This is a genomic window from Ramlibacter sp. (assembly GCF_013697775.1).
In the GTDB taxonomy this organism is placed as follows: Bacteria; Pseudomonadota; Gammaproteobacteria; order Burkholderiales; family Burkholderiaceae_C; genus Ramlibacter.
The window spans coordinates 1-22,326 of record NZ_JACCWG010000194.1 but is presented as its reverse complement, the minus strand read 5'-3'; the positions used below and the strand labels follow the sequence as shown (position 1 = coordinate 22,326).

25 protein-coding genes are annotated in these 22,326 nt (G+C 70.3%); 14 read left to right on the top strand and 11 right to left on the bottom strand.

The genetic code is table 11. The features are described from left to right. Positions 1-29: 29 nt before the first annotated feature. From H0U68_RS09455 to H0U68_RS09410, 10 genes are all read left to right on the top strand, one after another. On the top strand, positions 30-845 hold the full coding sequence (locus H0U68_RS09455) for a GNAT family N-acyltransferase (RefSeq protein ID WP_296354926.1): 816 nt from the start codon (positions 30-32) through the stop codon (positions 843-845). A gap of 34 nt (positions 846-879) precedes the next feature. Beyond that, positions 880-1,593, top strand: coding sequence for a nitroreductase (locus tag H0U68_RS09450; RefSeq protein ID WP_296354924.1), 714 nt, complete (start codon positions 880-882; stop codon positions 1,591-1,593). A 22-nt stretch (positions 1,594-1,615) separates the two neighbouring features. Continuing rightward, positions 1,616-3,100, top strand: coding sequence for an AMP-binding protein (locus H0U68_RS09445; protein ID WP_296354922.1), 1,485 nt, complete (start codon positions 1,616-1,618; stop codon positions 3,098-3,100). A 107-nt stretch (positions 3,101-3,207) separates the two neighbouring features. Next, the gene (locus H0U68_RS09440) at positions 3,208-4,086 is read left to right on the top strand and encodes a hypothetical protein (RefSeq protein WP_296354921.1); all 879 of its coding nucleotides are present in this window, start codon (positions 3,208-3,210) and stop codon (positions 4,084-4,086) included. Between the two features lie 99 nt (positions 4,087-4,185). Further along, complete coding sequence (locus H0U68_RS09435) at positions 4,186-4,965, top strand: 2OG-Fe(II) oxygenase (protein ID WP_296354919.1); 780 nt, start codon at positions 4,186-4,188, stop codon at positions 4,963-4,965. A 34-nt stretch (positions 4,966-4,999) separates the two neighbouring features. Next, entirely contained in the window at positions 5,000-5,950 is a 951-nt protein-coding gene (locus H0U68_RS09430) for a DMT family transporter (RefSeq protein ID WP_296354916.1), read from the top strand. Then, the gene (locus tag H0U68_RS09425; protein WP_296354914.1) at positions 5,934-6,608 is read left to right on the top strand and encodes an ATP-binding cassette domain-containing protein; all 675 of its coding nucleotides are present in this window, start codon (positions 5,934-5,936) and stop codon (positions 6,606-6,608) included. Before H0U68_RS09430 ends, H0U68_RS09425 begins: the two co-directional genes overlap by 17 nt. Beyond that, entirely contained in the window at positions 6,605-7,204 is a 600-nt protein-coding gene (locus H0U68_RS09420; protein ID WP_296354913.1) for an energy-coupling factor transporter transmembrane protein EcfT, read from the top strand. Before H0U68_RS09425 ends, H0U68_RS09420 begins: the two co-directional genes overlap by 4 nt. Before the next feature lie 24 nt (positions 7,205-7,228). Beyond that, on the top strand, positions 7,229-7,789 hold the full coding sequence (locus tag H0U68_RS09415; protein ID WP_296354910.1) for a biotin transporter BioY: 561 nt from the start codon (positions 7,229-7,231) through the stop codon (positions 7,787-7,789). After that, the gene (locus tag H0U68_RS09410) at positions 7,786-8,277 is read left to right on the top strand and encodes a DUF1284 domain-containing protein (RefSeq protein WP_296354908.1); all 492 of its coding nucleotides are present in this window, start codon (positions 7,786-7,788) and stop codon (positions 8,275-8,277) included. Before H0U68_RS09415 ends, H0U68_RS09410 begins: the two co-directional genes overlap by 4 nt. On the opposite strand, the gene H0U68_RS09405 is transcribed toward H0U68_RS09410, so the two are convergent. Genes H0U68_RS09405 through H0U68_RS09390 form a run of 4 tightly spaced genes read right to left on the bottom strand, consistent with a single transcriptional unit; the run spans position 8,203 to position 12,126 of the window. Beyond that, positions 8,203-8,961, bottom strand: coding sequence for an SDR family NAD(P)-dependent oxidoreductase (locus H0U68_RS09405; protein ID WP_296354906.1), 759 nt, complete (start codon positions 8,959-8,961; stop codon positions 8,203-8,205). The genes H0U68_RS09410 and H0U68_RS09405 overlap by 75 nt on opposite strands. Beyond that, on the bottom strand, positions 8,961-10,157 hold the full coding sequence (locus H0U68_RS09400; protein WP_296354904.1) for a thiolase family protein: 1,197 nt from the start codon (positions 10,155-10,157) through the stop codon (positions 8,961-8,963). Before H0U68_RS09400 ends, H0U68_RS09405 begins: the two co-directional genes overlap by 1 nt. Continuing rightward, positions 10,132-11,676, bottom strand: coding sequence for an AMP-binding protein (locus tag H0U68_RS09395; protein ID WP_296354902.1), 1,545 nt, complete (start codon positions 11,674-11,676; stop codon positions 10,132-10,134). The genes H0U68_RS09400 and H0U68_RS09395 overlap by 26 nt, the downstream gene beginning before the upstream one ends. A gap of 30 nt (positions 11,677-11,706) precedes the next feature. Next, a complete protein-coding gene (locus H0U68_RS09390; protein WP_296354900.1) occupies positions 11,707-12,126 on the bottom strand; it encodes a thioesterase family protein in 420 nt (139 codons plus the stop codon). Positions 12,127-12,187: 61 nt separating this feature from the next. Between H0U68_RS09390 and H0U68_RS09385 the strand changes: the two genes are divergently transcribed. After that, positions 12,188-13,168, top strand: a complete 981-nt coding sequence (locus H0U68_RS09385; protein ID WP_296354898.1) for a zinc-dependent alcohol dehydrogenase family protein — start codon at positions 12,188-12,190, stop codon at positions 13,166-13,168. Between the two features lie 24 nt (positions 13,169-13,192). Here the strand turns inward: H0U68_RS09385 and H0U68_RS09380 are convergent, their stop codons facing one another. Beyond that, positions 13,193-13,921, bottom strand: coding sequence for a biotin--[acetyl-CoA-carboxylase] ligase (locus H0U68_RS09380; RefSeq protein ID WP_296354896.1), 729 nt, complete (start codon positions 13,919-13,921; stop codon positions 13,193-13,195). Between the two features lie 110 nt (positions 13,922-14,031). On the opposite strand from H0U68_RS09380, the gene ppk1 reads away from it, so the two are divergent. Together ppk1 and sixA are read left to right on the top strand one after the other, a co-directional pair. Beyond that, a complete protein-coding gene (ppk1, locus tag H0U68_RS09375) occupies positions 14,032-16,125 on the top strand; it encodes a polyphosphate kinase 1 (protein WP_296354894.1) in 2,094 nt (697 codons plus the stop codon). After that, positions 16,116-16,577: a phosphohistidine phosphatase SixA gene (gene sixA / locus H0U68_RS09370; protein ID WP_296354892.1), complete on the top strand. Its 462-nt coding sequence runs from the start codon at positions 16,116-16,118 to the stop codon at positions 16,575-16,577. Before ppk1 ends, sixA begins: the two co-directional genes overlap by 10 nt. A gap of 98 nt (positions 16,578-16,675) precedes the next feature. On the opposite strand, the gene H0U68_RS09365 is transcribed toward sixA, so the two are convergent. Together H0U68_RS09365 and H0U68_RS09360 are read right to left on the bottom strand one after the other, a co-directional pair. Next, positions 16,676-17,152, bottom strand: a complete 477-nt coding sequence (locus H0U68_RS09365) for a GNAT family N-acetyltransferase (protein WP_296354890.1) — start codon at positions 17,150-17,152, stop codon at positions 16,676-16,678. Then, positions 17,152-17,586, bottom strand: coding sequence for a rhodanese-like domain-containing protein (locus tag H0U68_RS09360; protein ID WP_296354888.1), 435 nt, complete (start codon positions 17,584-17,586; stop codon positions 17,152-17,154). The genes H0U68_RS09365 and H0U68_RS09360 overlap by 1 nt, the downstream gene beginning before the upstream one ends. A 91-nt stretch (positions 17,587-17,677) precedes the next feature. Between H0U68_RS09360 and ftrA the strand changes: the two genes are divergently transcribed. Continuing rightward, positions 17,678-18,637 (top strand): transcriptional regulator FtrA, encoded by a 960-nt coding sequence (ftrA, locus tag H0U68_RS09355; protein ID WP_296354886.1) that lies wholly within the window; start codon positions 17,678-17,680, stop codon positions 18,635-18,637. Positions 18,638-18,649: 12 nt separating this feature from the next. On the opposite strand, the gene arsC is transcribed toward ftrA, so the two are convergent. The 4 genes from arsC to H0U68_RS09335 all read right to left on the bottom strand — a co-directional run. Then, positions 18,650-19,018, bottom strand: a complete 369-nt coding sequence (gene arsC, locus H0U68_RS09350) for an arsenate reductase (glutaredoxin) (RefSeq protein WP_296354884.1) — start codon at positions 19,016-19,018, stop codon at positions 18,650-18,652. Positions 19,019-19,023: 5 nt separating this feature from the next. Next, positions 19,024-19,683, bottom strand: coding sequence for an MIP/aquaporin family protein (locus H0U68_RS09345; RefSeq protein WP_296354882.1), 660 nt, complete (start codon positions 19,681-19,683; stop codon positions 19,024-19,026). A gap of 16 nt (positions 19,684-19,699) precedes the next feature. Then, on the bottom strand, positions 19,700-21,184 hold the full coding sequence (ppx, locus tag H0U68_RS09340; protein WP_296354880.1) for an exopolyphosphatase: 1,485 nt from the start codon (positions 21,182-21,184) through the stop codon (positions 19,700-19,702). Positions 21,185-21,249: 65 nt separating this feature from the next. Continuing rightward, the coding region (locus tag H0U68_RS09335) for an ABC transporter substrate-binding protein (protein WP_296354878.1) at positions 21,250-22,326 on the bottom strand (1,077 nt) is incomplete at its 5' end.

Sequence of the window (22,326 nt, the reverse complement as noted above, 5' to 3'; positions counted from 1 at the left end):
CAACACTGTCCACATGAACAGGACCAGTGATGACTGAACTGCAAATCTCCCACACCACCAGCCGCGCGCCGTCCGTGCGTCCGGCCTCGGCTCCCGCCGGCGCACCGCAGCCTTCCGGGCGGAGCATCTCGGTGGCCTGGGCGCGCCACGCGGACGAAGTGCGCGAGGCGCAGCGCCTGCGCTTCCAGGTGTTCGCCGGCGAGATGGGCGCGCGGCTGGACACCACCGTGGCCGGCCACGACGTCGACGTGTTCGACGACTATTGCGAGCACCTGATGGTGCGCGACGGCGCCACCCGCGAGGTGATCGGCACCTACCGCGTGCTGACGCCGGCGCAGGCGCGCCGCGCCGGCGGCTTCTACAGCGACACCGAGTTCGACATGGCGCGGCTGGATCCGCTGCGCGACAGCATGGTCGAACTGGGCCGCAGCTGCGTGCACCCGGAGCACCGCCACGGCGGCGTGGTCATGGTGCTGTGGGCCGCGCTGGGCGAATTCATGGCGCGCAACGGGCTTGACACCATGGTCGGCTGCGCCAGCATTCCCATGCTGCACAACGGCGTGGCCAGCGGCGACGTGGCGGCCAGCATCTGGCGCCAGGTGGAGCGCAATCACTTGTGCGCGTCCGAGTACCGGGTGGCGCCGCGCCTGCCGCTGCCGGTGGACGCGCTGGACGGCACGCTGGACGTGGAGCCGCCGGCGCTGATCAAGGGCTACCTGCGCACCGGCGCCAAGGTGCTCGGCGCGCCGGCCTGGGACCCGGACTTCAACAGCGCCGACCTGCCGATGATGATCCGCATCGGCGACCTGCCGGCGCGCTACCGCAAGCACTTCCTTGGGCAATAGGCGGCTGGGGGAGGGAGGCGGATAATCCGCGCGGATGGATGACATCGCCGCGGACATTCCCGCAGCCGACGCCGCGCGGACGGTGCGGGACGCCCTGCTGAGCCGACGCTCGGTGCGCGCATTCCTGTCCACGCAGGTTCCGCAGTCCCTCATCGGCGAGCTGCTGTCCCTCGCGGCAAGGGCGCCGAGCGGAGGCAACATCCAGCCCTGGAAAGTGCACGTCGTCTTCGGCCGGGCAAAAACGGAACTCGAGAAGGACTTGCTGGCCACCGCCGCAGACAAGAACGGCGGCGGCCGCCCCGAATACGATTACTACCCGCGGCAGTGGTGGGAGCCCTATGCGTCGCGCCGGAGCGAGATCGGCCTCGCGCTGTACGGCACGCTGGGCATCGGCAAGCGTGACGTCGCCGCGCGCCGCGCGCAGCACATGCGCAACTTCGCCTTCTTCGGCGCGCCGGCCGGCCTGTTCTTCTGTGTCGAGCGGGCGCTGACCGCCGGCAGCTGGCTGGACGTGGGCATGTTCCTGCAAAGCTTCATGCTCGCCGCGCGGGAAGCCGGGCTGCACACCTGCCCGCAGGCGGCCTTCACATCCCACCATGAAGTGGTGCGCCGCCATCTCGCGATTCCCGACGGCGACATCCTGCTGTGCGGCATGGCGCTCGGGTACGAGGACACCACGCGGCCGGAGAACGCGCTGCGGTCGCCGCGCGCACCGCTCGATCAATTCGTCCGCTTCCACGGCGATTGACGGACCGGGAGCGTCCACGCGCATGAGCATCACCGCCGCACTGACGCGCCATGCACAGCTGTCCGCGCAGTGCGTCGCCATCGTGTTCGAGGGGCAGGAGATGTCGTGGGGGGCGCTCGACGAAGCGGTCCACCGGCTCGCCGCGCACCTGGCCGCGGCGGCGAACGGACGCCCGGTGGCGCTGCACCTGGACAACAGCCCCGCCTTGCTGCTGCTGTTCCTGGCCGCGGCCAGGTCTGGCAGCGAGGCGCTGCTCCTCGACCCTGCCTGGCCGGCACCGATGCTGGACGTGGTCCTCGCGAAGCTGCCCGATCCCCTGCTGCTGACGTCGGACGGCGACCTGGCGCGGCGCGCGGGCGGCAGCCGGGTCGACGCGTCGCTGCCGTTCGCGGCGGTGGCGGACGCGCTGGGCGCGCCTGCCGCGTACCGGCGCGTGGAGGAGCCCGCGCCCGAGCGCGCGTTCTACGTCGGCTTCACCTCGGGGTCCACCGGCCTGCCCAAGGGCTACCGGCGAAGCCACGCGTCCTGGACGCGCGGTTTCGCGGGCGACGCGGCCGAATTCGGGATCGGCAGCGAAGACGTCATCCTCGTGCCCGGCCCGATGGCCCATTCGCTCGCGCCCTACGCGATCGTGCGCGGCCTGAACGCGGGAGCGAAGGTGCTGTTCGCGCGGCGGTTCGTTCCGGCCTCGATCTGGCGGCTCATGGCGCGGGAGCGCGCGACCGTGCTCTATTGCGTGCCCACGCAGCTGAAGATGCTCCTGGACTACACCGAGGACCACCCTACCGATGCGCCGGACAGCGTGCGCCTGGTCCTGTCGACCGGATCGAAGTGGCCGCCGGGCGACGCCGGCCGCCTGAAGCGCGGCTTTCCGCAGGCGGAGTTCTGCGAGTTCTACGGCACCTCGGAGCTGGGCTACCTGACCCTGGCCAAGGTATCGGAGAACATTCCCGCGCTGTCCGTCGGGCGGCCGTTCCCCGGCGTGTGCATTACGGTGCGCGACGGCAAAGGGGAGGTGCTGGCACCGCTGCAGCACGGCCTGGTGTACGCGGAAAGTCCGCTGATGTTCATGTCGTATGCCTATGGCGCCGAAGGCGCGGAGGTGCGCGCGGGCAGCGCAGTCTCCGTGGGCGACGTCGGCTACTTCGACGAGGACGGCTTGCTCTATCTCGCCGGCCGCGCGAACAGGATGGTCATCAGCGGCGGCAGGAACATCCATCCCGAGGAAGTCGAGGAAGCCCTGCAGGCCCACCCCGCGGTGCTGCGCGCGGCGGTGCTCGGCGTGGCGGATGCGCTGCGCGGCGAGCGCCTGGTCGCCCTGGTGCAGGTCCGCGCGGGAACCTCGCGCGCCGACGTCATCCGCCATGGCCTGTCGCGGCTGCCTGCCTACAAGGTGCCGCGGCAGTACGTGCTCGTGCGCGACTGGCCGGCCACGCAGGCGGGCAAGCCGGATTTCGCGGCGCTGCAACGGCTGCTGGCCGCCGGGCCGCACGAGGAACTGGCATAGGCGCCCGCCTTGCCCCGAAAGGAAGCCGCGTGACACTGGTTGGAGCAGACGACGGGTGCCGCATCGCGGACGGCGCGCTTGAGGGTCCCTGGAGAACGCCGCGGCAGTTGCTGGCGCGGCAGCACTCCGGCGGGGCCGGTTCCATCCACGACGACGCGGTCGCGGCGGGCCTCGGCTTGGGCGCAGGAACCATCGAGGGGCCGACGCACTTCAGCCAGATCGCCTTTCTCTGCGCCAGGGCGTGGGGCCGGGAATGGTTCGAGACCGGCTGCCTCTCGGTCAAGTTCAAGGCGCCGAGCCACGCGGGCGATGAGGTCCGCGCTGCGCTGCGCTGGCCGGTCGACCCCGCAGGATTGAACGACGTGTGGGTGGTCAAGCGGGACGGAATCGACGTGCTGAGGGGCTCCGCCTCGGCCGGCCCTTCGCAGACGGCCACGGCCCTGCGGCAAGGCCTGCTGCGCACGCGGCGCCGCGCACTGGGCGGCGCGGATGACGCGCCTATGGTGGGCAGGACGTCGGGGCGCATCGCGGCGCGGTTGTCGTTCGACGCGCGCCTGGGCGCGCTCTATCCGTTCTCGTTGAACGAGAAGCTCGCGGCCATGACGCAGCCGCACCCGTGGTACACGAAGGAAGCCGGCGGCACGTCCCCGTGGGGGCGGCCGGTCGTTCCGCTGGAGATGGTGAGCGTGCTGCTGCGGCACGGCAGCGGCAACTTTCCGTTCCCCGCGGACTATCCTTTCGTGCAGATGTTCGCCGCGCAGGAAATCCGGCTGCATGCCGGGCCCCTGTTCGTGGACTGCCCCTACGAACTGGAACACACGGTGGTCGCGGCGAACCAGCTGCGGCAGCTTGAGAGCACCTGGATTCATACCGACGTTTTTGCGCAAGGGGCCATGGTTCCGTTGGCGACGATGCTGCTGAACATCGTGGGCTTCACCGGGAAAGCCAACGAAAGTTCACCGCGCACCGCAAGCGGCCGAGCTTGAAAAGCGGCGGTCGATTCTTCCCGTGTTTTCGGCTATCGTTCGGATTCGCCTCGACGCGGACCGAACGCCGGACCGCGTCGACGCCAAGGGAGAGTCACAATGACGAGCACGTGGGCACGGGCGGCGGCGCTGAGCGCCGAGAGCCTCGACGACCTGGCCGAGAACAGGGTCGCGGCCATCTGCATCCCGGATTTCGCGACGGCGCAGGAGTGCAGGGGATTCGCCCAGGCGCTCTCGCAAACCCCGCTGCGGTACTACGAGGTGGGACGCCCGGCCGGCTATGTCGGCACGACCTTCGTGCACTACATGAAGCGGCCCAAGCGGGACTACTTCGACGACGTGCAGGCCGCGTTCGCCGCCGTGCACGTCGTGAGCGGGCGCGCATTCGATCCGCTGGCGCGTTTCCAGGACCTTATACGACAGCGCACCGGCTACGCCATCGGCGTGGCGCAGGAGCCCGGCTACGGAAGCTACTTCGCCGGGATCGTGCGCATCCTCAGCGGCGGCAACGACATCCACATCGACTTCGCGCCCCAGTTCGCCAAGAACAATCTCGTCGGCCAAGTCGGCTGCCAGCTGACCTGGAACGCCTACATGGATGACACCTCCAGCGGCGGCGAAACGACCATTTGGAACAAGCTCTGGGACTGGACCGGCGATCCCGCCGAGGACGCGAAATATCCGCAGTTCACGCGCGACCAGTTGGCCGGCCAGGAGAGCTACGTCTTCAAGCCGAAAATGGGCAGCGTCGTCATTTTCAACTCGCGCAATCCGCACCAGGTGGTGGAGGTCGCCCAAGGCGGCGACGCCCTGCATCGCATCGGCATGGGCTCGTTCATGGGCAAGCTCGGCGGCCGCAACCTGGTCATGTGGTCCTGAGATGGTCCTGCTCGGGCGCCGGAAGGTGTGACCATTGTCCAGCCGCCAATTGCCGCCAGGTGGCATTCCCACCTGGGCGCTCTACCTCGCGACGGTGGCCACCGGGGGCTTGACTTGGTTCGTGACCACCTATCAGCTGGGGATCGTTCCGTACCGGCTGTCGCTGGCTTACCGCTTCGGCATTTCCGCGGCCGTCCTGCTGCTGCTGGCCAGGGCGACGGGCGCGGTCACCCGGCTGCGCGCGATGGACCACGTGCTGGTCGCGCTGCAGGGCGGCCTTATCTTCCTCGGCAGCTTCTCGCTGATCTACCTGGGCCTGGCGCGCCTGACGAGCGGCCTGGTGGCGCTGCTGTTTTCGAGCGTGCTGATCTTCAACGTGGTCAACAGCGCCGTGTTCCTGCGGCGGCGCATCGCATGGACCGTGGTCGCCGGCGCTGGGCTGGGTGCGCTAGGCCTGGCGGTCGTGTTCGGGCCGGAAGCCGCGACGCTGACGTTGGGCGACCGGAGGGCGGTCGGCATCCTGCTCGTGGTCGGCGCGGCCGCGCTGTTCTCGGCGGGCAACATGCTGTCGGCGCGGCTGCAGGCCGCCGGTGTTCCCTCCCTGCAGGGCACGGGACTGGCGATGGCGTACGGCGCCGTTCTGCTCGCGGCGACCGCCGCGGCGATGGGGACGCCGCTCGCTTTCGACCTGAGCCTTCCGTATCTTGCGTCGCTTCTCTATCTGGCGGTGTTCGGCTCCGTCATCGGCTACGGGGCGTATTTCATGGTGGTTGGCCGCATCGGCCCGGAGCGCGCCGCCTATTCAATCGTGATGACGCCGGTGTTCGCGCTGGTCGTGTCGACGGCGCTGGAAGGGTTCGCGTGGAGCCCGCGCATCCTGGCGGGCGTGGCGATCGTCGCCGCCGGGAACGTCGTCATCCTCTCGCGAACGCGTTCGCGAACGGCCGGGCCGCGCGGCGGGGAGGGCCATGATCGAGATCTTTGACGTCTCCTTGCGCTACGACGGCCTGTCCGTCCTGCGCAACATCGACCTGACGCTGTCGCAGCGGCGCATCGCCATCGTGGGCTCGAACGGATCGGGGAAAAGCAGCTTCGCCCGGCTGCTCAACGGGCTGCAGCTTCCGACCGAGGGGACGGTGCGCGTCGACGGCTTCGATACCAGGAAGGACGGAAAGCAGGTCCGCAAGAAGGTCGGCTTCGTCTTCCAGAATCCCGACAACCAGATCGTCTTTCCGGTGGTCGACGAGGACCTGGCGTTCGGGCTGAAGAACCTGAAGCTCGCGCCGGACGTGATCGAGCAAAAGGTCACCGAGGTGCTCGGCCGCTACGACCTGCTGGCCTTTCGCAAGCACTCGTCCCACCACCTGAGCGGCGGACAAAAGCAGCTCGTCGCGATCTCCGGAGTGCTGGCGATGGAGCCGGCCTACATCGTCATGGACGAGCCCACCACGCTCTTGGACCTGCGCAACAAGCGGCGCATCGCGCAGGTCATCGACGCGCTGGAGCAGACCGCCATCGTCGTCTCGCACGACCTGGACTTCCTGCGCGGCTTCGACCGCGTGATCGCGTTCGAAGACGGCCGGGTGGTGATCGACGACACGCCGTCGCCCGCGCTGGCGCGCTACGTGGAGCGCCTCTCGTGAGCCTGGGCATCTACCTGCACCGGGAGTCGCCGGTCCACCGCCTGCCGGCCGGCGCGAAAGTGCTGCTGCTGCTCGCGGGCGGCACGGCGCTGTTGCTCGTCGACGACCTGCGTGCTGTTGCCGCCGTGCTGGCCGTCATCGCCGCGCTGTATGCCTTGGCCCGCATCCCGCCGAAGGTGCTCGTCGCGCAGGTGCGCCCGGCCTTCTGGGTGTTCCTGTTCATCTTCCTGTTCCAGCTTTTCACGCGCGACGCCGCTTTCGCGGCCATGGTGGTGGCGCGCTTCGTCGCGCTGCTGCTGCTGGCCTCGCTGGTGACGTTGACCACGCCGGTCTCGGCCATGATCGACGCCATCGAGCGGGGCATCGGCTGGGTGCGCCGCTTCGGCATCAATCCGGCCAAGATCAGCCTGGGGCTCTCGCTGGCGCTGCGCTTCATTCCGGTGGTCGCGAAGATCGCGGCGGAAGTCAGGGAAGCCCAGCGCGCGCGCGGGCTGGAGCACAGCGTGGTCGCGATCGCCGTGCCGGTCATTATCAGGACCTTGAAGATGGCCGATGACGTGGCCAACGCCATCGATGCGCGTGGCTACGATCCATAGATTCAGTTTCACAGGGAGAAAAATATGTCGACCAAGGATATCGTCTATATCGCACTGTTCGCCGCGGTGACCGCGGCCATCGGGCTGTTCCCGCCCTTTCCGCTGCCGGTCACCGGCGTGCCGATCACGCTGCAGAACCTGGGCCCGCTGCTGGCCGGGGTGATTCTCGGGGCCAAGCGCGGCTTCCTCTCGCAGCTGCTGTTCGCCGTGCTGGTGGCCGTGGGCCTGCCGCTGCTGTCCGGCGGGCGCGGAGGCTTCGGGATCTTCGTCGGAGCCACCGGGGGCTTCCTGCTGGCTTGGCCGGTGATCGCGCTGGTCGTCGGCTACCTGGTCGAGCGCTATTGGAAGCACCTGACCCTGTTCAAGACCATCGGCTTTTGCCTGGTCGGCAGCATCGGCATCAGCTACCTGATGGGCGTTCCCTGGATGGCGGCAATTCTCAAGCTGAGCCCGCTGCAGGCGATCACGACCACACTGGCGTTCGTTCCGGGCGACGTGGCGAAAGCCGTGCTCGCCGCCTTCATCGGCATGGCCGTGCGGCGGTCCTACCCGGTCATCGCCCGCGAACGGGCGCCGGCATCGTGACGGTCAGGCTGCGCGGGCACCATCTGCTGTGCATGCTCACCTACGAAGGGGTGGGCTACACGGAGAAGTTCGCGCGCAACTTCGACGCGGTCGTGGCGCGCATCCGCGGGCAGGAGGCCATCGAGATCGTCGACGGCCCGGACGACGTCTGCCGCGCGTGGATCGAGGCGCCCGAGGCCGGGGAGCCGCATTGCGCGCTGCACCGCATCGGCAAGCGCGACCGGCTTGCGCTCGAAGCCGTGGGACGGCTGCTCGGGCAGGAGCTTGCCGCCGGGTGGGCCCTGGTGCTGACGCCCGACTTGCTGGAGGAGCTGCGCGCGCGCTTCAGGGACGGGACGCTGCGGCAAGCCTGCGCCCACTGCGAATGGTTCGACACCTGCACGGCCGCGGCCGGCGCCGGTTTCGGCAACAGCCTACTTGCGCTGCGACGCCTGCCACTTGCGCCGGATGGCCCGGTCGGTCCACCAGTCCGGCAGCGCATTGGCTAGCCAGGTGCGCAGCGCCATGTCGCGCGGAAAGCTGATCCGCGGCAGGTTGCGCGCGAGCCCGGCCTTGATTGTTTCCGCGGCGTCCTCGGCGGACATGCCGCCCTTGGCCGCGCCCTGCGTCATCGGCGTGGCCACGAAGCCGGGGCAGACCACGCTGACGGCGATGCCTTTGCCGGCATAGCGCCCGCGCAGGGCCTCTCCGTACAGGCGCGCCCAGGCCTTGCTGCCGGCATAGCCCGGCGGGCCGCCGAACGCACGGAACGCCGCCAGCGAACTCATGACGGCGATGTGCCCGCGCTGCCGCGGCAGCATGGCCTCCAGCGCCGGCTCCACGGTGTTGAGCATGCCGACGATGTTGGTGCCGACCAGCTGCCTGGCGAAATCCGGGCTTTCCTGGTTCTTCGCGATGCCCGCGTTGGCGACCACCAGGTCCAGCGGATACCTGCCGTCGATGCCGGCGATGGCCTCCTTCATCGCGGCCTGGTCGGTGACGTCCAGCGCCAGGACCGTGGCCATGGCGCCGCGCTCTTTGCACCGGGCAGCAATCTCCGCCAGCCGCTGTGCGCTGCGGCCCAGCAGGGCGAGATGCGCGCCCGGCGCCGCATAGGACATCGCGAGCGCCGCGCCAATGCCGCTGGAAGCGCCGGTGATGAGGATGCTCGCCGGGCCCGGCATCGGAGGCATCAGAGTTCTTGCGCCCACTGGAACAGCGCGGTCAGCCCGAGCCCGCCGCCGATGCCGAGCATCGCCATGCCGAGCGTTCCGTCGGCGCCGCGGCGCAGGCACTGCGAAAACAGCCGCGTGACGAGGATGGCGCCGGAGGCGCCGAAGGGATGCCCGAGCGCGAGCGCGCCACCCTCGAGGTTGACCCGTTCCGGCGCGATGCCCAGCCGGTCCAGCGAGCCAAGCACCTGCGCCGCGAACGCCTCGTTGAACTCGATCAGGTCGACCTTGTCGAGCGCGAGGGACGGGTTGCGCAGCAGCAGGCGCCTGGTGGACTCCACCGGACCGAGCCCGAGAAGATTGGGGTCGACGCCCGCCACCGTGGCGTCCGCGAACACCAGCCCCTGGCGCAGGCCCAGCGTGCGCGCGAAACGCCGGCTGACCACCAGCGCCACCGCGGCGCCGTCGTTGAGCGGGCAGGCATTTCCGGCGGTGACGGTTCCGTTCTCCACGAACACCGGCCGCAGCGAGGCGAGGGCGGCCATGGAGGTGGTGCGGCGCGGGCACTCGTCCTGTTCCACCACCGCGTTGCGGGTGCGCACCGGAACGATCTCCTGCGCGAAGGTGCCCGCATCCATCGACGACACGGCCCTCTGGTGGCTGCCGAGCGCGAACGCATCCTGCCGCTCGCGGGTGATGCCGCATTCGCGCGCGACGTTCTCCGCCGCGACGCCCATTTCGGGATCGCCGATCTCGTCCGGCGAGAAGCGCGCGCGGCCGTAGAAGCGGGGAAGGCCGCCCTTGCCGCGCGGCACCTCGACCCGCCACGGCGCCCGGCTCATCGACTCGACGCCTCCCGCGAGGTAGCAGTCGCCGGCGCCGGACTGCACCAGCCGGGCCGCCATGATGATGGCTTCCAGGCCCGAGCCGCACTGCCTGTCGACGGTGACGCCCGGCACCGTGACCGGCAGGCCGGAGGCGAGCGCCGCCAGCCGGGCGACGTTGCCGCCGCCGGCGGTGGCGTTGCCGAGGATCACGTCGTCGATGGCGCCGGGCTCCACGGCGACGCGCTCGAGCATGCGGCGCACCAGCGGCGCCACGAGGTCCTGCGGTTCCACGTCGCTGAACACGCCGTGGGCGCGGCCCACCGGCGTGCGGAATGCCGACACGACGACCGGCTGGCGGTCCGCGTCAGGCGAGGAGATCGATGGCGTCATAGTGGCCGTCCCGCAGCAGTTGTGCGACTTGTCCCCGGGCGATCTTGCCGCTGGTCGTCATCGGCCAGGAGCGCGCCCGGTAGGCGTCGCGAGGAAGCTTGTAGCGCGGCAGGGCCTTGCCCGCCTCGGCGAGGAGGGCCTTGCCGCCTTCGACATCGCCGCTCAGCACGGCGACCAGGCGCGCGCCCAGGTGGTCGTCCTCGACCCCCAGCACGACGGCTTCGTCCACGCCGGGAATGTTCTTCAGCACGCCTTCGACTTCCGAGGGGTAGACGTTGAAGCCGCCGGTGATGACCATGCCGCCTTCGCGCCCCATGACCGTCAGCGCGCCGTTCGGCTCCAGCTCGCCGATATCGCCCACGGTCGCGCCGTTCGCGTCCACGCGGAATGACTTGCCGTCGTCGCCCCACAGGTAGCCGTCGCAGACCAGGTCGCTGTTCACGTAGATGGTGCCCGCCGCGCCGGAGGCGGGCGACCCCTCGCCGGAAGCGCGGATGCCGAGTCCGACGCCGGGGAACGCCCTGCCGACCGTGCGCAGCGGCGTGCCGGGGTCGGGCGGATGCACGGTGGAGACGGAGATGAAGCCCAGTTCCGACGCGCCGTAATACTCCATGAGGCGGGCCTGGGGGAACATCCCCCGCATCAGGGCCACGTGCCTGGCGTTCAGCTTGGCGCCGGCGGTCAGCACGTCGCGCACCGACGGGAAGACCGGCGGCGACGCGACGCAGCGTTCCGCCAGGCCGCTGATCATCGTGGGGACGGCCACCAGCCGCTCGATGCCGCTGGCGCGCAGCGCGTCCGCCACGCCGCCGGCATCCCATTGCCGCACTGTGTGGAAGGTGCCGCCGCTGTACAGGGCTTCCGACAGCGCGTAGAGCGCCAGACCGTGGGCGAGGGCGCCGGGGCACAAGGTCGCGGGCCCGTGCCGCAGCCCGAAGAGGGACTCGCCCCGGGCCAGGCTGGCCCGCCAGGTGGCGCGCGAGCGGCTGTAGGCCTTCGGCTGGGACGTGGTGCCCGAGGTGAAGTTCACCAGGAAGGTGCCGTCGCCATCCTCTTCGTCCATCGGCAGGCCCGCGGCCAGCAGGCTGTCCGGAGCGAGCCGCTCGAATGCCGTCACGGGCGCGACCGCGAGCCCCATCGCGGCCGCGATGCGCGCGGCGGGCGAGTCCATCGACTCCGTGACGGTGAGGTCCGGCCGCAGCCGCTTCAATATACTTTCCACCTGCGCGGGCAGCATCTTCGGATCGAGCACCGCGCAGGCGTTGGGGCTGCCGCTCGCGCCGGCGAAGAGTTCGGGAAACAGCAGGTGGTTTCCGAGGTCGAGGGCGACGATCTTCTCCACGCGGTCGAGGGCGGGAAGCCCTTCCTCGCGGCCGGCGGGCAGCGCGGCAATGTACGCCGCGAATGCCTTCGCGCCCCGCGCCAGTTCACCGTAGGTGCGGACCTGGCCGTCGACAACGAAGGCGGGCTTGCCGGGGTTGGCCGCCGCGTGGCGGTGCAGTTGCGGGTGGAAGGGCATGCGCGTGGGCCGGTTCGTGCCTGCGGCCGGTCAAGGCACCGAGCGCAGCGCCGCCAGGGTGGCGTCGGGGATGGGGGCGGGCCGTCCTTCCTTCAGGTCGACGCACACCCAGACGAGCTTGCCGCTGGCGCAGGAGACCTGGTCCCTGGCGCGCAGCAGGTCGATCTCGAACGACAGGCTGGTGGTGCCGACGTGCGCGACACGGGCCCGCGCGTCGACCATGTCATCGACGTCGATGGGATTGTGGAAGGTGATCTCGGCCTTCTTCACGTGGTAGGCGAAATCGGAATTCCGCACGCGGAAATAGGAGAAGAGATCGGCGGCGCGCAGGTATTCGAGGACCGCGTCCTCGCAGTAGTCGAGATAGACCGAGTTGTGGACGTGGCCGAAGATGTCGATATGCCGCATCGACACGCGAAACCGCGTGTGGGGCTTGACTTCCGTGTTCATACACACTCCCAGCGAAATCCGGTGTGTCACCGGACCAATTAGCTTAGCCAACGGAGAATCAATGTACCAGAGGGCCATCGTCCATGCGTTCGGGCAGGCAAGCGAAGTCGTCGCGCTCGAGATGCACGCGCCCGGGCCGCTTCCAGCCGACCACGTGCGTGTCCGCATGACGGCGCGGTCGATCAATCCGTCCGACCTCATCACCATCTCGGGCGCGTACCGGTCGCGCACGCCGCTGCCCTTCATTCCCGGCTTCGAGGGCGTCGGCGTGGTCGAGGAACTCGGCAGCGGCGTCACCACGCTGCGCCCGGGGGCGCGCGTGGTGCCCATCGGTTCCGCCGGCGCTTGGCAGGAGGTGAAGGACTGCCCGGCCGCATGGTGCCTGGAGGTGCCCGACGGCGTCGCGGACGCGCAGGCGGCGGCGAGCTACGTGAACCCGATGACGGCCTGGGCCATCCTGCACGCGGTGGCCAAGGTGCGGCCCGGCATGCGCATCGCCGTCACGGCGGCCGGTTCGGCCATAGGGCAGATGCTCGTCGTCCTCGCCAACCGCGCGGGGCTGCATCCAGTAGCGCTGGTGCGCAGCGAGGCGGCGGCGCGCAACGTCGCCCACCTCTGCGCGCAGGTCGTCCGGTACGCGGCGCACGGCGGACTGCAGGAACTCGGCGAAGAATGGCCGCAGGAACAGGCGGTGGACGCCATCTTCGACTGTGTCGGCGGCTCCGACGCGGTGCCGCTGGCGCGGCTGCTGCGGCCCGGCGGCATGTTCGTGCACTACGGCCTGCTGTCGGGGCAGCCGATCCCACAGGCGTTCTGGGCCGGCCGGCGCGACATCGATTTCACGATGTTCCACCTGCGCGCCTGGGTGCGCGAGGTGCCGCTCGCCGAGGTGCACCGCACCTACGCCGAAACGGCGTCGCTGATCGCGCAGGGCGCGATCGGGACCCGGGTGCGCGCGAGCTACCCGCTGGCCGCCATCCGGGCGGCGCTGGCCGACGCCAGCACCACTTCGGCCGAAGGGAAGGTCCTGATCGTGGACTGAGGCGCGGTGCCTGTCCGCAGACCTCTACGCCCCGACGTCGCCCGCGGAAAACACGCGGACTTCGCCGTCCGGCAGTTCGATGCGCAGCAGCCCCGCGGGGTCCACGCCCAGGCAGACGCCCTCGACCCGCTGCGTGCGCGCCTCGTCGAGCGCGATGCCGATGGTGCTTGTGCGCCGCCAGATGCGTTCCGTATAGGCGGCCGCGATGGGCGCGAAGCCGTCCCGCGTCCAGCGGTCGAAGCGCGCGAGCCAGCTGTCGGCCACCATCCCGATCAGCGCCAGCCGCCCGACGGCGCAAAAGCGCGCGAGCGACGTGGTCGGGTAGATCACGCCTTCCGGTTCGGCCGCGAGGTTGATTCCGATTCCGGCGTAGATCCGTTGCGCGTCGCTCTCGATCAGCGTGCCCGAAATCTTCGCGTCGTCGACGACGATGTCGTTGGGCCATTTGATCCGGACCGCGGCCCGCTCCCCGATCAGCCCGGACAGCACGTCGTGGATCGCCAGGCCCGTCATGAGCGAGAGCGTCTGGAAGTCGCGCCAGCCGGCTTCGCGCGGCACGGCGATGGTCATGGCGACGTTGTTCGCCGGTGCGTGCCAGGCGCGGCGAAAGCGCCCCCTGCCGGCGGTCTGCCTGGCGGCGGAAACGACGAACCTGCCGCCGCGGCCGCCTTCGACCAGGCGCTTCGCCTGCGAATTCGTGCTGTCGAGCTCTTCATGGTCGACGATGGGAGTGGCGCAATTCGTTTGATGCATCGTGACCGCTCTCCGCGAAGCCGGCATGATACCCAAGGGCCCCGCTGTCATGAGCCTGTCATCGACAGGCTGAACACTGTGACCGTCCAGTCATCCAATTGAAATCTTCCATGAGCGATGCCCAAGCCACGCCCGTGGTGCCTTTCCTCGACCGCGACCACAGCATCCTTGCGTTCAACGAGCGCGTGCTCGACTGGGCGCAGCGCGCCGACGTGCCGCTGCTGGAGCGGCTGCGCTACATGACCATCGTGTCGTCCAACCTGGACGAGTTCTTCGAGGTGCGCGCCGAGCCGCACCTCACCGCGGCGCGCAACGGCGACCACAAGGGCCTGTACACCGCCAAGAGCTTCGAGGCCCTGGCCGCCGCCGCGCACAAGCTGGTGGCCCGGCAGTACGCGCTCTACAACGACGAACTCACGCCGGCCTTCGCGCGCGAAGGCATCGCCATCGTCTCGCACGGCGAGCGCAGCGTGGCGCAGAAGGCCTGGGTGCGCCAGCACTTCGAGGCCCAGGTGCGGCCGCTGCTGATTCCCGTGGGGCTGGACCCGGCGCACCCGTTCCCGCAGGTGGCCAACAAGTCGCTCAACTTCATCGTGCGGCTGTCCGGCAAGGACGCGTTCGGCCGCGAGAACGAGATCGCCATCGTCAAGGTGCCGCGCGTGCTGCCGCGCGTGATCCGCATGCCGGCCAAGGTGTGCGGCAAGCGCACGCTGTTCGTGTCGCTGTCCAGCGTGATCCGCGCGCACCTGGACCTGTTGTTTCCCGGCCGCGAGGTCGGCCAGTTCTCGCAGTTCCGCGTCACGCGCCACTCGGACCTGGCGGTGGACGAGGAAGACGTGCGCAACCTGCGCACTGCGCTGCGCCTGGGGCTGCAGCAGCGGCACTACGGCCAGTCGGTGCGGCTGGAGGTGTCGGCCGGCTGCTCGGACCACCTGGCCGGCTTCCTGCTGCGCCAGTTCGACCTGCCCGAAGGCTCGCTGTACCGCGTGCACGGCCCGGTGAACCTGGTGCGCCTGGCGCAGCTGATCGATCTCATCGACGCGCCGCGCCTGCTGTTTCCGCCCTACCACCCGACCTATCCGGTGCAGCTGGTGCCGGGCCGCTCGATCTTCGAGCAGCTGCGCCGCCACGACGTGCTGATCCACCAGCCCTACGAAAGCTTCGCCGGCGTGCTGGACTTCCTGCGCGAAGCCGTGAACGACCCGCAGGTGCTGGCCATCAAGCAGACCATCTACCGCACCGGCTCGGACGTCGGCATCATGGAACTGCTGCAGGAAGGCGTGCGCCGCGGCAAGGAAGTCACGGCCGTGGTGGAGCTGAAGGCGCGCTTCGACGAAGAGGCCAACATCAACTGGGCAGAGAGCCTGGAAGCCATCGGCGCGCAGGTGGTGTACGGCGTGGTGGGGCTGAAGACCCACGCCAAGATGCTGCTGGTCACCCGCCGCGAGGGCCGCGGATTGGCGCGCTATGCGCACCTGTCCACCGGCAACTACAACCCGCGAACGGCGCGCCTGTACACCGACATCAGCCACCTCACGGCCGACCCGCTGCTCACGGCAGACGTGGAGCAGGTGTTCGTGCACCTGGCCGGCCAGAGCCGGCTGCCGCGCCTGAACCACGTGTGGCTGGCGCCGTTCCACTTGCAGCGCAAGCTGATTGAGCAGATCGACGTGGCAGCCGAAGCGGCCGGCCGCGGGCAGGAGGCGCGCATCGTGCTGAAGATGAACGCGCTGACCGACGACCTGCTGATGCAGGCGCTGGTGCGCGCAGGACAACGCGGCGCGAAGATCGACCTGATCGTGCGCGGCGCCTGCATGCTGCCGGCGCGCCTGCCGGGCATCACCGACAACATCCGCGTGCGCTCCATCGTCGGGCGCTTCCTGGAGCACTCGCGGGTGTTCTATTTCCGCATCGCGGGGCAGGAGCAGCTGTACCTGTCCAGCGCCGACTGGATGAACCGCAACATGCTGCGGCGCATCGAGCTCGCCTGGCCCGTGAACGATCCGCACCTGCGCCAGCGGGTGATCGACGAATGCCTGGTCGCGTCGCTGCACGACGACCGCGACGCCTGGGACCTGCAGCCGAACGGCAGCTACCGGCGCACCAGGGGTGCGAGCGAACCCAAGGGCCACGGCGCGCAGGCCGCATTGATGCAACGCTACGCCGCCAAACCCGGCGAGGAACTGGAGCACGCATGGACCTGATCCTGTGGCGGCATGCCGAGGCCGAGGACGAAGCCGAGGGGCTGGATGACCTGGAGCGGGCGCTGACGCCGCGCGGCGAGAAGCAGGCCGCGCGCATGGCCAACTGGCTGGACCGGCACCTGCCCGAAGGCACCCGCATCCTCACCAGCCCGGCGCTGCGCTGCGAGCAGACGGTGCAGGCGCTGGGCCGCAAGGCCAGGCGGCACGACGACCTCGCGCCCGACGGCACCGCCGAGGGCGTGCTGAAAGCCGCGCAATGGCCGCATGCCAAGCAGCCGGTGCTGGTGGTCGGCCACCAGCCGGTGCTGGGCGCGGTGGTCGCGCAGCTGCTGGGCATCCAGGGCGGCGGCTGCCCGGTGCGCAAGGCCGGCGTGTGGTGGCTGCGCACGCGCGAGCGCGACGGCCAGCAGCAAACCGTGGTGTGGGCGGTGCAGTCGCCGGAGACGGTGTGATGCACCGTTCGGGCTGAGCTTGTCGAAGCCACGCGAGCCCTTCGACAAGCTCAGGGCGAACGGGGGGAGGGTAGCGCTCAGCCCGAACGCCGGGGTACTCACGGCGAATGCTCAGGCGCGATATCACGGTGCCAGCGCTCCCAGTCTGTCACCGGGCTGCCGCCCAGGCGCCGGTAGAAGCGCTTGGCGGCTTCGTTGCCGGGCAGCACGTCCCACTGCAGGCGCGCGGCGCCGCGGTCGCCGGCATGGGCGAACACGCGCCGCATCAGGGCTTCGCCGGCGCCGCAGCCGCGCGCGGCTTCTTCCACGTACAGCTCCTTGAGCACCAGCGTCGGCCGCAGGTCGTAGGTGAACGGGATCTCGTAGGTCACGGCATAGCCGCAGGCGGGCGCGCCGTCCTGCTGCGCGACGAAGGCGGCGAACCGCGCGGGAATGGTGTTCGCCAGCCCCAGGCGCAGCAGGTCGTGTTCTGTCACGCGGAACTGCGCGTCATAGCCCTCGAACACCGCGAGCTGCCGCATCAGCTGCAGCAGCCGCGGCGCATCGGCGGCCACGGCCGGCCGGACGGCCAGCATCAGCCCAGCGCCATGGCCGGTTCGGCGACTGGCTGGGCAGCGCCGGTGTCCACCGTAAAGCCTTCGTCGATCCAGCCCAGCAGGCCGCCGACCATCAGCTTGACCGGCCGGCCCAGCGCGGCCAGGCGAATGGCGCTTTTCTGCGCGCCGTTGCAGTGCGTGCCGGCGCAATACACCACGAAGGTGGTGTCCTCGGGATACTCGGCAATCTTCGTGGCGACGATCTTGCCTTGCGGCAGGTTGACGGCGCCGGGCACATGGCTTTGCGCATACAGCGTCGGGTTGCGCACGTCCAGCAGGACGAAATCGGCCTTGCCCGAAGTCATGGCGTCGTGCACGTCCCAGCAGTCGGTCTCGAAGCGCAGGCTGGACTGGAAATGCGCGAGCGCTTCGGGGCTGGCAGCGGGCGAAACGGCGGTGACGCTGGACGGCATGGTCTTCTCCTGTGTTGCGATGGCTCGATTCTGGGCAGTGCCGCCCCTGTGCGCCAGTGGCGCACGCGACGCGCACCGGTAAGATCGCGCCATGAAGAACCACCTTGTCGCCGCGCTCGCCTACGACGGCCTGTGCACCTTCGAATTCGGCTGCGTGGTGGAGATGTTCGCGCTGGCGCGGCCGGAGCTGGGCGTGGACTGGTACCGCTTCGCGGTGTGCGCCGAGGAGCGCGGGCCGCTCGCCGCGGCCGGCGGCGTGCACGTCACCGTCTCGCATTCGCTGGCGCTGCTGGGCCGCGCCGACACCATCATCGTTCCCGGCTGGCGCGACCCGGACGAACTGCCGTCCGCCGCCGTGATCCGCCGCCTGCAGGCGGCGCACAAGCGCGGCGCGCGCATCGCCAGCATCTGCTCGGGCATCTTCGTGCTGGCCGCCGCCGGCCTGCTGGACGGCCGGTCGGCGACCACGCACTGGCGCTACGCGCAGCAGCTGCGCGCGCGCCATCCGTCGATCGACCTGCAGCCCGATTCGCTCTACGTGGACGAGGGCCAGATCCTCACCTCGGCCGGTTCGGCGGCGGGACTGGACATGATGCTGCACCTGGTGCGGCGCGACCATGGCGCGAAGGTGGCCAACCTGGTGGCGCAGCGCCTGGTGATGGCGCCGCACCGGCTGGGCGACCAGGCGCAGTTCATCGCGCGGCCGGTGGCGGCCGACGAGGCCGCCCGGCTGTCCCGGCTGATGGACTGGGTGCGCGCGCACCCGGCGCGCCCGCACAGCCTGGAGTCGCTGGCCGAACGCGCGGCGATGAGCGTGCGCACCCTGCAGCGCCAGTTCCGCGAGGCCTGCGGGCTATCGCCAGTGGAGTGGCTCACGCGCGAGCGCGTGCAGATTGCGCGCGAGCTGCTGGAGAACACACGCAAGCCGCTGGGCCAGGTGGCGGCGCTGGCCGGCTTCGGGTCGGACGAATCGTTTCGGCGTCACTTCCGGCTGCTCGCCGGCACCAGCCCGCTGGCCTACCGCAAGCAGTTCGGGCTGCGGCAGGAGTGAGGCGGCGGCCGGCTACGGCTTGGCGGGCAGCAGTTCGTGCACCCTCTCGGAGGGCCGGCACAGGCGCGTGGCCTCTGGCGTGACGACGATCGGGCGGTTGATCAGGATCGGGTGCGCCATCATCGCGTCGAGCAGTTGCGCGTCGGTGGTCAATGGATCGTCCAGTCCAAGTTCTGTGTAGAGCTGTTCCTTGGCTCGCATCACCTCGCGCACCGGCACGCCCATCCGCGCGATCAGCGCTTGCAGCGTGGCACGGTCCGGCGGGCTCTTCAGGTACTCGATGACGGTGGGCGCGATGCCGGCTTCGCGCACCAGCGCCAGCACGTTGCGCGAGGTGCCGCAGTTGGGGTTGTGGTAGATCGTGACCGGGGTCGGGTTCATGGGGGTCATGGGGAGGTGGTGGCGGGACGCAACCAAGGGGCGAGCAGGGCGCCCGCCGCGCCGCCCGCGAACTGCGCGAGGATGAACGCAAGCGCGCTGGCCGGGGCGATGCCGGCGAAGCTGTCGCTGCACATGCGGCCGACGACGGCGGCCGGGTTGGCGAACGACGTGCTGGCGGTGAACCAGTAGGCCGCACCGATGTAGCTGCTGACCAGCACGGCGGCGCGGCCGGGGGGCGCACGCAGCACCACCACGATGAGGCCGGCTGCTGCGACGGCCTCGGCCAGCCACAGGCCGGGACTGGCGCGCACCTTGGTGCTGACCTGCACCACGCTCTGGTCGAACATGGCGTTGGCGAGCAACGCGCCGAGCACGGCTCCGGCCAACTGCGCCACGGCATAGAAGAACGCGGTGCGCCACTTGGCGGCGCCCGGCGCCGGGTCGCGCCAGGCGAGCACCGCGGTGACGACGGGATTGAAGTGCGCGCCGCTTACCGGCCCCAGCACCTCGATCAGCACGAACAGCGCGAACACCGTCGCCAGCGTGTTGGCCAGCAGCGCCACGCCGTCGTTGCCGCCGCTCAGGCGCTCGGCCATGATGCCGGAGCCGACCACGGCGCACAGCAGCATCGCGGTGCCGATGAACTCGGCGAAGACACGTCTCATGGGTGCTCGGTGGGACCTACGCCAGCGCGAAGGTCCAGGGTGTTTTCTGCCAGGCGCTCGCTTCCTCGCGCAGCAGGTGCGCCGACTGCGGAAAGCTGCGCGCCCAGGCCGGACGGAACGCCAGGGTGAATTGCCGCGGCCCGGCCTGCAGCCGAAGGCCCTGCAGATCGGGATCGCGCCGGGCGTGGCACAGCACCACGGCCAGGCGCAGGCACAGCAGCTGGTGCACGAAGGATTCGTCGGCGAAGTCGGCCTCCAGCTTGCGCAGCTTGCCGCGGTGGCCCAGCACCAGCAGGCTCAGGTGGTGCAGCTCGGGCTGCGCGAAGCCGGGCGCGTCGGCGTTGTCCAGGATGTAGGCGCCGTGCTTGTGCGCGTCGCTGTGCGAAATCAGGTGGCCGATCTCGTGCAGCTGCGCGGCCCAGCCCAGCTTGCGCTGCAGGCGCGCCAGGTCGGCCTCGGGCGCGCCCTGGCGCAGCTGCCGCAGCAGCGAGCGCGCCACGTCGCCCACGCGCTTTGCCTGCGCCGCATCGGCCTCGAACTTGGTGGCCAGCCGCGCCACCGTGGCCGAGCGCAGATCGGTGTCGACGTGCTCGCGGTCCAGCAGGTCGTACAGCACGCCGTGGCGCAGCGCGCCTTCGGCCGGCGTCATGGCGTCGATGCCCAGCACGTCGAACACCGCGCGCAGCACGCTCAGGCCGCCGCCGATCACCGGCTTGCGGTCGTCCTTCAGGCCGGCCAGCTTCACGCGGTCGGCGCTGCGAGCGGCCAGCAGGTGATCGCGCAGCCAGTCCAGTCCTTCGCGCGTGACGGCGCCGCTGCCCCGGCCCGCGCCGGCCAGGATTTCGGCCACCGCGCCGATGGTGCCGGACGCGCCATAGGCGCTGTCCCAGCTGCCCGGCACGTAGGCGCCCAGCGCTTCGTCCAGCACGGCCTGCGCGGCGACCTCCGCGCGCGCGAAGGCACCCTCGGTGAACTGGTTGTCGGGGAAGTACTTCATCGACCAGGCCACGCTGCCCACGCGGTAGCTTTCGGTCACCCGCGCGTCGAACGCCTGGCCCAGGATCAATTCGGTGGAGCGCCCGCCGATGTCCACCACCAGCCGGCGCTCGTCGGACTGCGGCAGCAGGCGCGCCACGCCCTGGTAGATCAGGCGCGCTTCCTCGCGGCCGGAGATCACGTCGATGGGAAAACCCAGCAGCTCGCGGGCGCGCGCCAGGAACAGGTCGCGGTTGCGCGCCTCGCGCAGGGTCTGGGTGGCCACCGCGCGCACCTGGCCGCGTTGAAAGCCGGCCAGCCGCTCGGCAAAACGCGCCAAACAGTCCCAGCCGCGCTGCATGGCCTCGGCCGAAAGATTGCGCTCCTCGTCCAGCCCGGTGCCCTGGCGCACGGTTTCCTTGAGATAGTCCACGCGCTGGATCTGCCCCATGTCATAGCGGCCGATTTCCAGCCGGAAGCTGTTGGAGCCCAGGTCGATGGCGGCGAGGAGCGTTCCGTTCTGCATGCTGGGTGTGGCGGGTTGCGGGCAGCATAGCAGCCGCCCGCGCCGCCTGGGGCCGGCCTGTGCCCCTATCCGACCACCCGTCCGTCCTGCGTCAGCATGCTTTGCGTCACATAGGCGGCGGCGCGCCGGCGCGGATCGAAGGTGACACGGTAGCCGCCCAGCTCCACGCCGGCGCGGCGCTGGAATGTGGCCAGCACCGTAGCGCGCGTTGGCGCGCCCTCGATCTCGGCCAGCACTTCGTAGGTGCAGCGCGCCGCGATGAAGCCGGCCAGGCCCAGCGGCGTCGGCGGCTCGTCGAACAGGCGCGCCAGCGTGTCGCGGTAGGCGCGCACCACCGGCAGCCCGGCCGTCACCATCGGCACCGCCTGCGTGGCGATCACCGGCGTGTGGCGCGCCGCGCCCATCTGCATCATGGTCTGCAGGTTGACGTCGGCCAGCGCCACTACGTAGCGCTGGCGCTGCTGGCGGTCCAGCCCCTGCGTCAGCTGCACCAGCTCGGGCGTGCCGCCGACGAACAGCAGGATGGCGGGGCTGGCCGCGCCGAGCCTGCGGCCCAGCTGCACCAGGTCGCCTTCGCCGCGCCAGGCACGCAGCGTGAGCCTGAGTTCGGTGGCGATGCGCTGCACGTCGGCGTGGTACAGGCTTTCCTCGACGCCGGATGCATAGACCGCGCCGACTTCCTGCATGCCCATGGCGGCCAGCGACTTCATCGCATGGGCCACCTGTTCCTGGCGCGCCGCGAAGATGGCGAAGGTGCGGTCGTCCAGCTCCACGCTGGAGTTCTGCAGCCACGGCGCGACGTGCGCGATGCCCAGGTTCTCCTGGCGCAGCGCCTGCAGCACGGCGGTGGCGGCCGGGTCGCCGCAGGTGCCCGACAGGGCCACGCAGCTGGGGTTGTCGCGCACCTGCACGATGGCCGAGCGCACGCCCGCGGCAGTGCCGTTGACCTCGATGGCCAGGTGCTGCACCGGTCGGCCGCGCACGCCGCCCTTGGTGTTGATGTCCTGCCAGGCGGCGCGCGAGCCGATCAGGAAATCCTTGGAAACGTCCTGCTGCGCCGGCGAGCTGTCGTGGATCTGCGCGATGGCCAGCGCCCGGCTGTTGCCGGGCTGGGCCAGGGCGGGGCGCGCCACGGCGGCGCC

Coding starts and splice junctions, on each gene's coding strand:
- H0U68_RS09455 (WP_296354926.1), top strand. CDS start 30: ATGACTGAACTGCAAATCTCCCACACCACCAGCCGCGCGCCGTCCGTG.
- H0U68_RS09450 (WP_296354924.1), top strand. CDS start 880: ATGGATGACATCGCCGCGGACATTCCCGCAGCCGACGCCGCGCGGACG.
- H0U68_RS09445 (WP_296354922.1), top strand. CDS start 1,616: ATGAGCATCACCGCCGCACTGACGCGCCATGCACAGCTGTCCGCGCAG.
- H0U68_RS09435 (WP_296354919.1), top strand. CDS start 4,186: ATGACGAGCACGTGGGCACGGGCGGCGGCGCTGAGCGCCGAGAGCCTC.
- H0U68_RS09425 (WP_296354914.1), top strand. CDS start 5,934: ATGATCGAGATCTTTGACGTCTCCTTGCGCTACGACGGCCTGTCCGTC.
- H0U68_RS09415 (WP_296354910.1), top strand. CDS start 7,229: ATGTCGACCAAGGATATCGTCTATATCGCACTGTTCGCCGCGGTGACC.
- H0U68_RS09405 (WP_296354906.1), bottom strand. CDS start 8,961: ATGCCTCCGATGCCGGGCCCGGCGAGCATCCTCATCACCGGCGCTTCC.
- H0U68_RS09400 (WP_296354904.1), bottom strand. CDS start 10,157: ATGACGCCATCGATCTCCTCGCCTGACGCGGACCGCCAGCCGGTCGTC.
- H0U68_RS09395 (WP_296354902.1), bottom strand. CDS start 11,676: ATGCCCTTCCACCCGCAACTGCACCGCCACGCGGCGGCCAACCCCGGC.
- H0U68_RS09390 (WP_296354900.1), bottom strand. CDS start 12,126: ATGAACACGGAAGTCAAGCCCCACACGCGGTTTCGCGTGTCGATGCGG.
- H0U68_RS09385 (WP_296354898.1), top strand. CDS start 12,188: ATGTACCAGAGGGCCATCGTCCATGCGTTCGGGCAGGCAAGCGAAGTC.
- H0U68_RS09380 (WP_296354896.1), bottom strand. CDS start 13,921: ATGCATCAAACGAATTGCGCCACTCCCATCGTCGACCATGAAGAGCTC.
- ppk1 (WP_296354894.1), top strand. CDS start 14,032: ATGAGCGATGCCCAAGCCACGCCCGTGGTGCCTTTCCTCGACCGCGAC.
- sixA (WP_296354892.1), top strand. CDS start 16,116: ATGGACCTGATCCTGTGGCGGCATGCCGAGGCCGAGGACGAAGCCGAG.
- H0U68_RS09365 (WP_296354890.1), bottom strand. CDS start 17,152: ATGCTGGCCGTCCGGCCGGCCGTGGCCGCCGATGCGCCGCGGCTGCTG.
- H0U68_RS09360 (WP_296354888.1), bottom strand. CDS start 17,586: ATGCCGTCCAGCGTCACCGCCGTTTCGCCCGCTGCCAGCCCCGAAGCG.
- ftrA (WP_296354886.1), top strand. CDS start 17,678: ATGAAGAACCACCTTGTCGCCGCGCTCGCCTACGACGGCCTGTGCACC.
- arsC (WP_296354884.1), bottom strand. CDS start 19,018: ATGAACCCGACCCCGGTCACGATCTACCACAACCCCAACTGCGGCACC.
- H0U68_RS09345 (WP_296354882.1), bottom strand. CDS start 19,683: ATGAGACGTGTCTTCGCCGAGTTCATCGGCACCGCGATGCTGCTGTGC.
- ppx (WP_296354880.1), bottom strand. CDS start 21,184: ATGCAGAACGGAACGCTCCTCGCCGCCATCGACCTGGGCTCCAACAGC.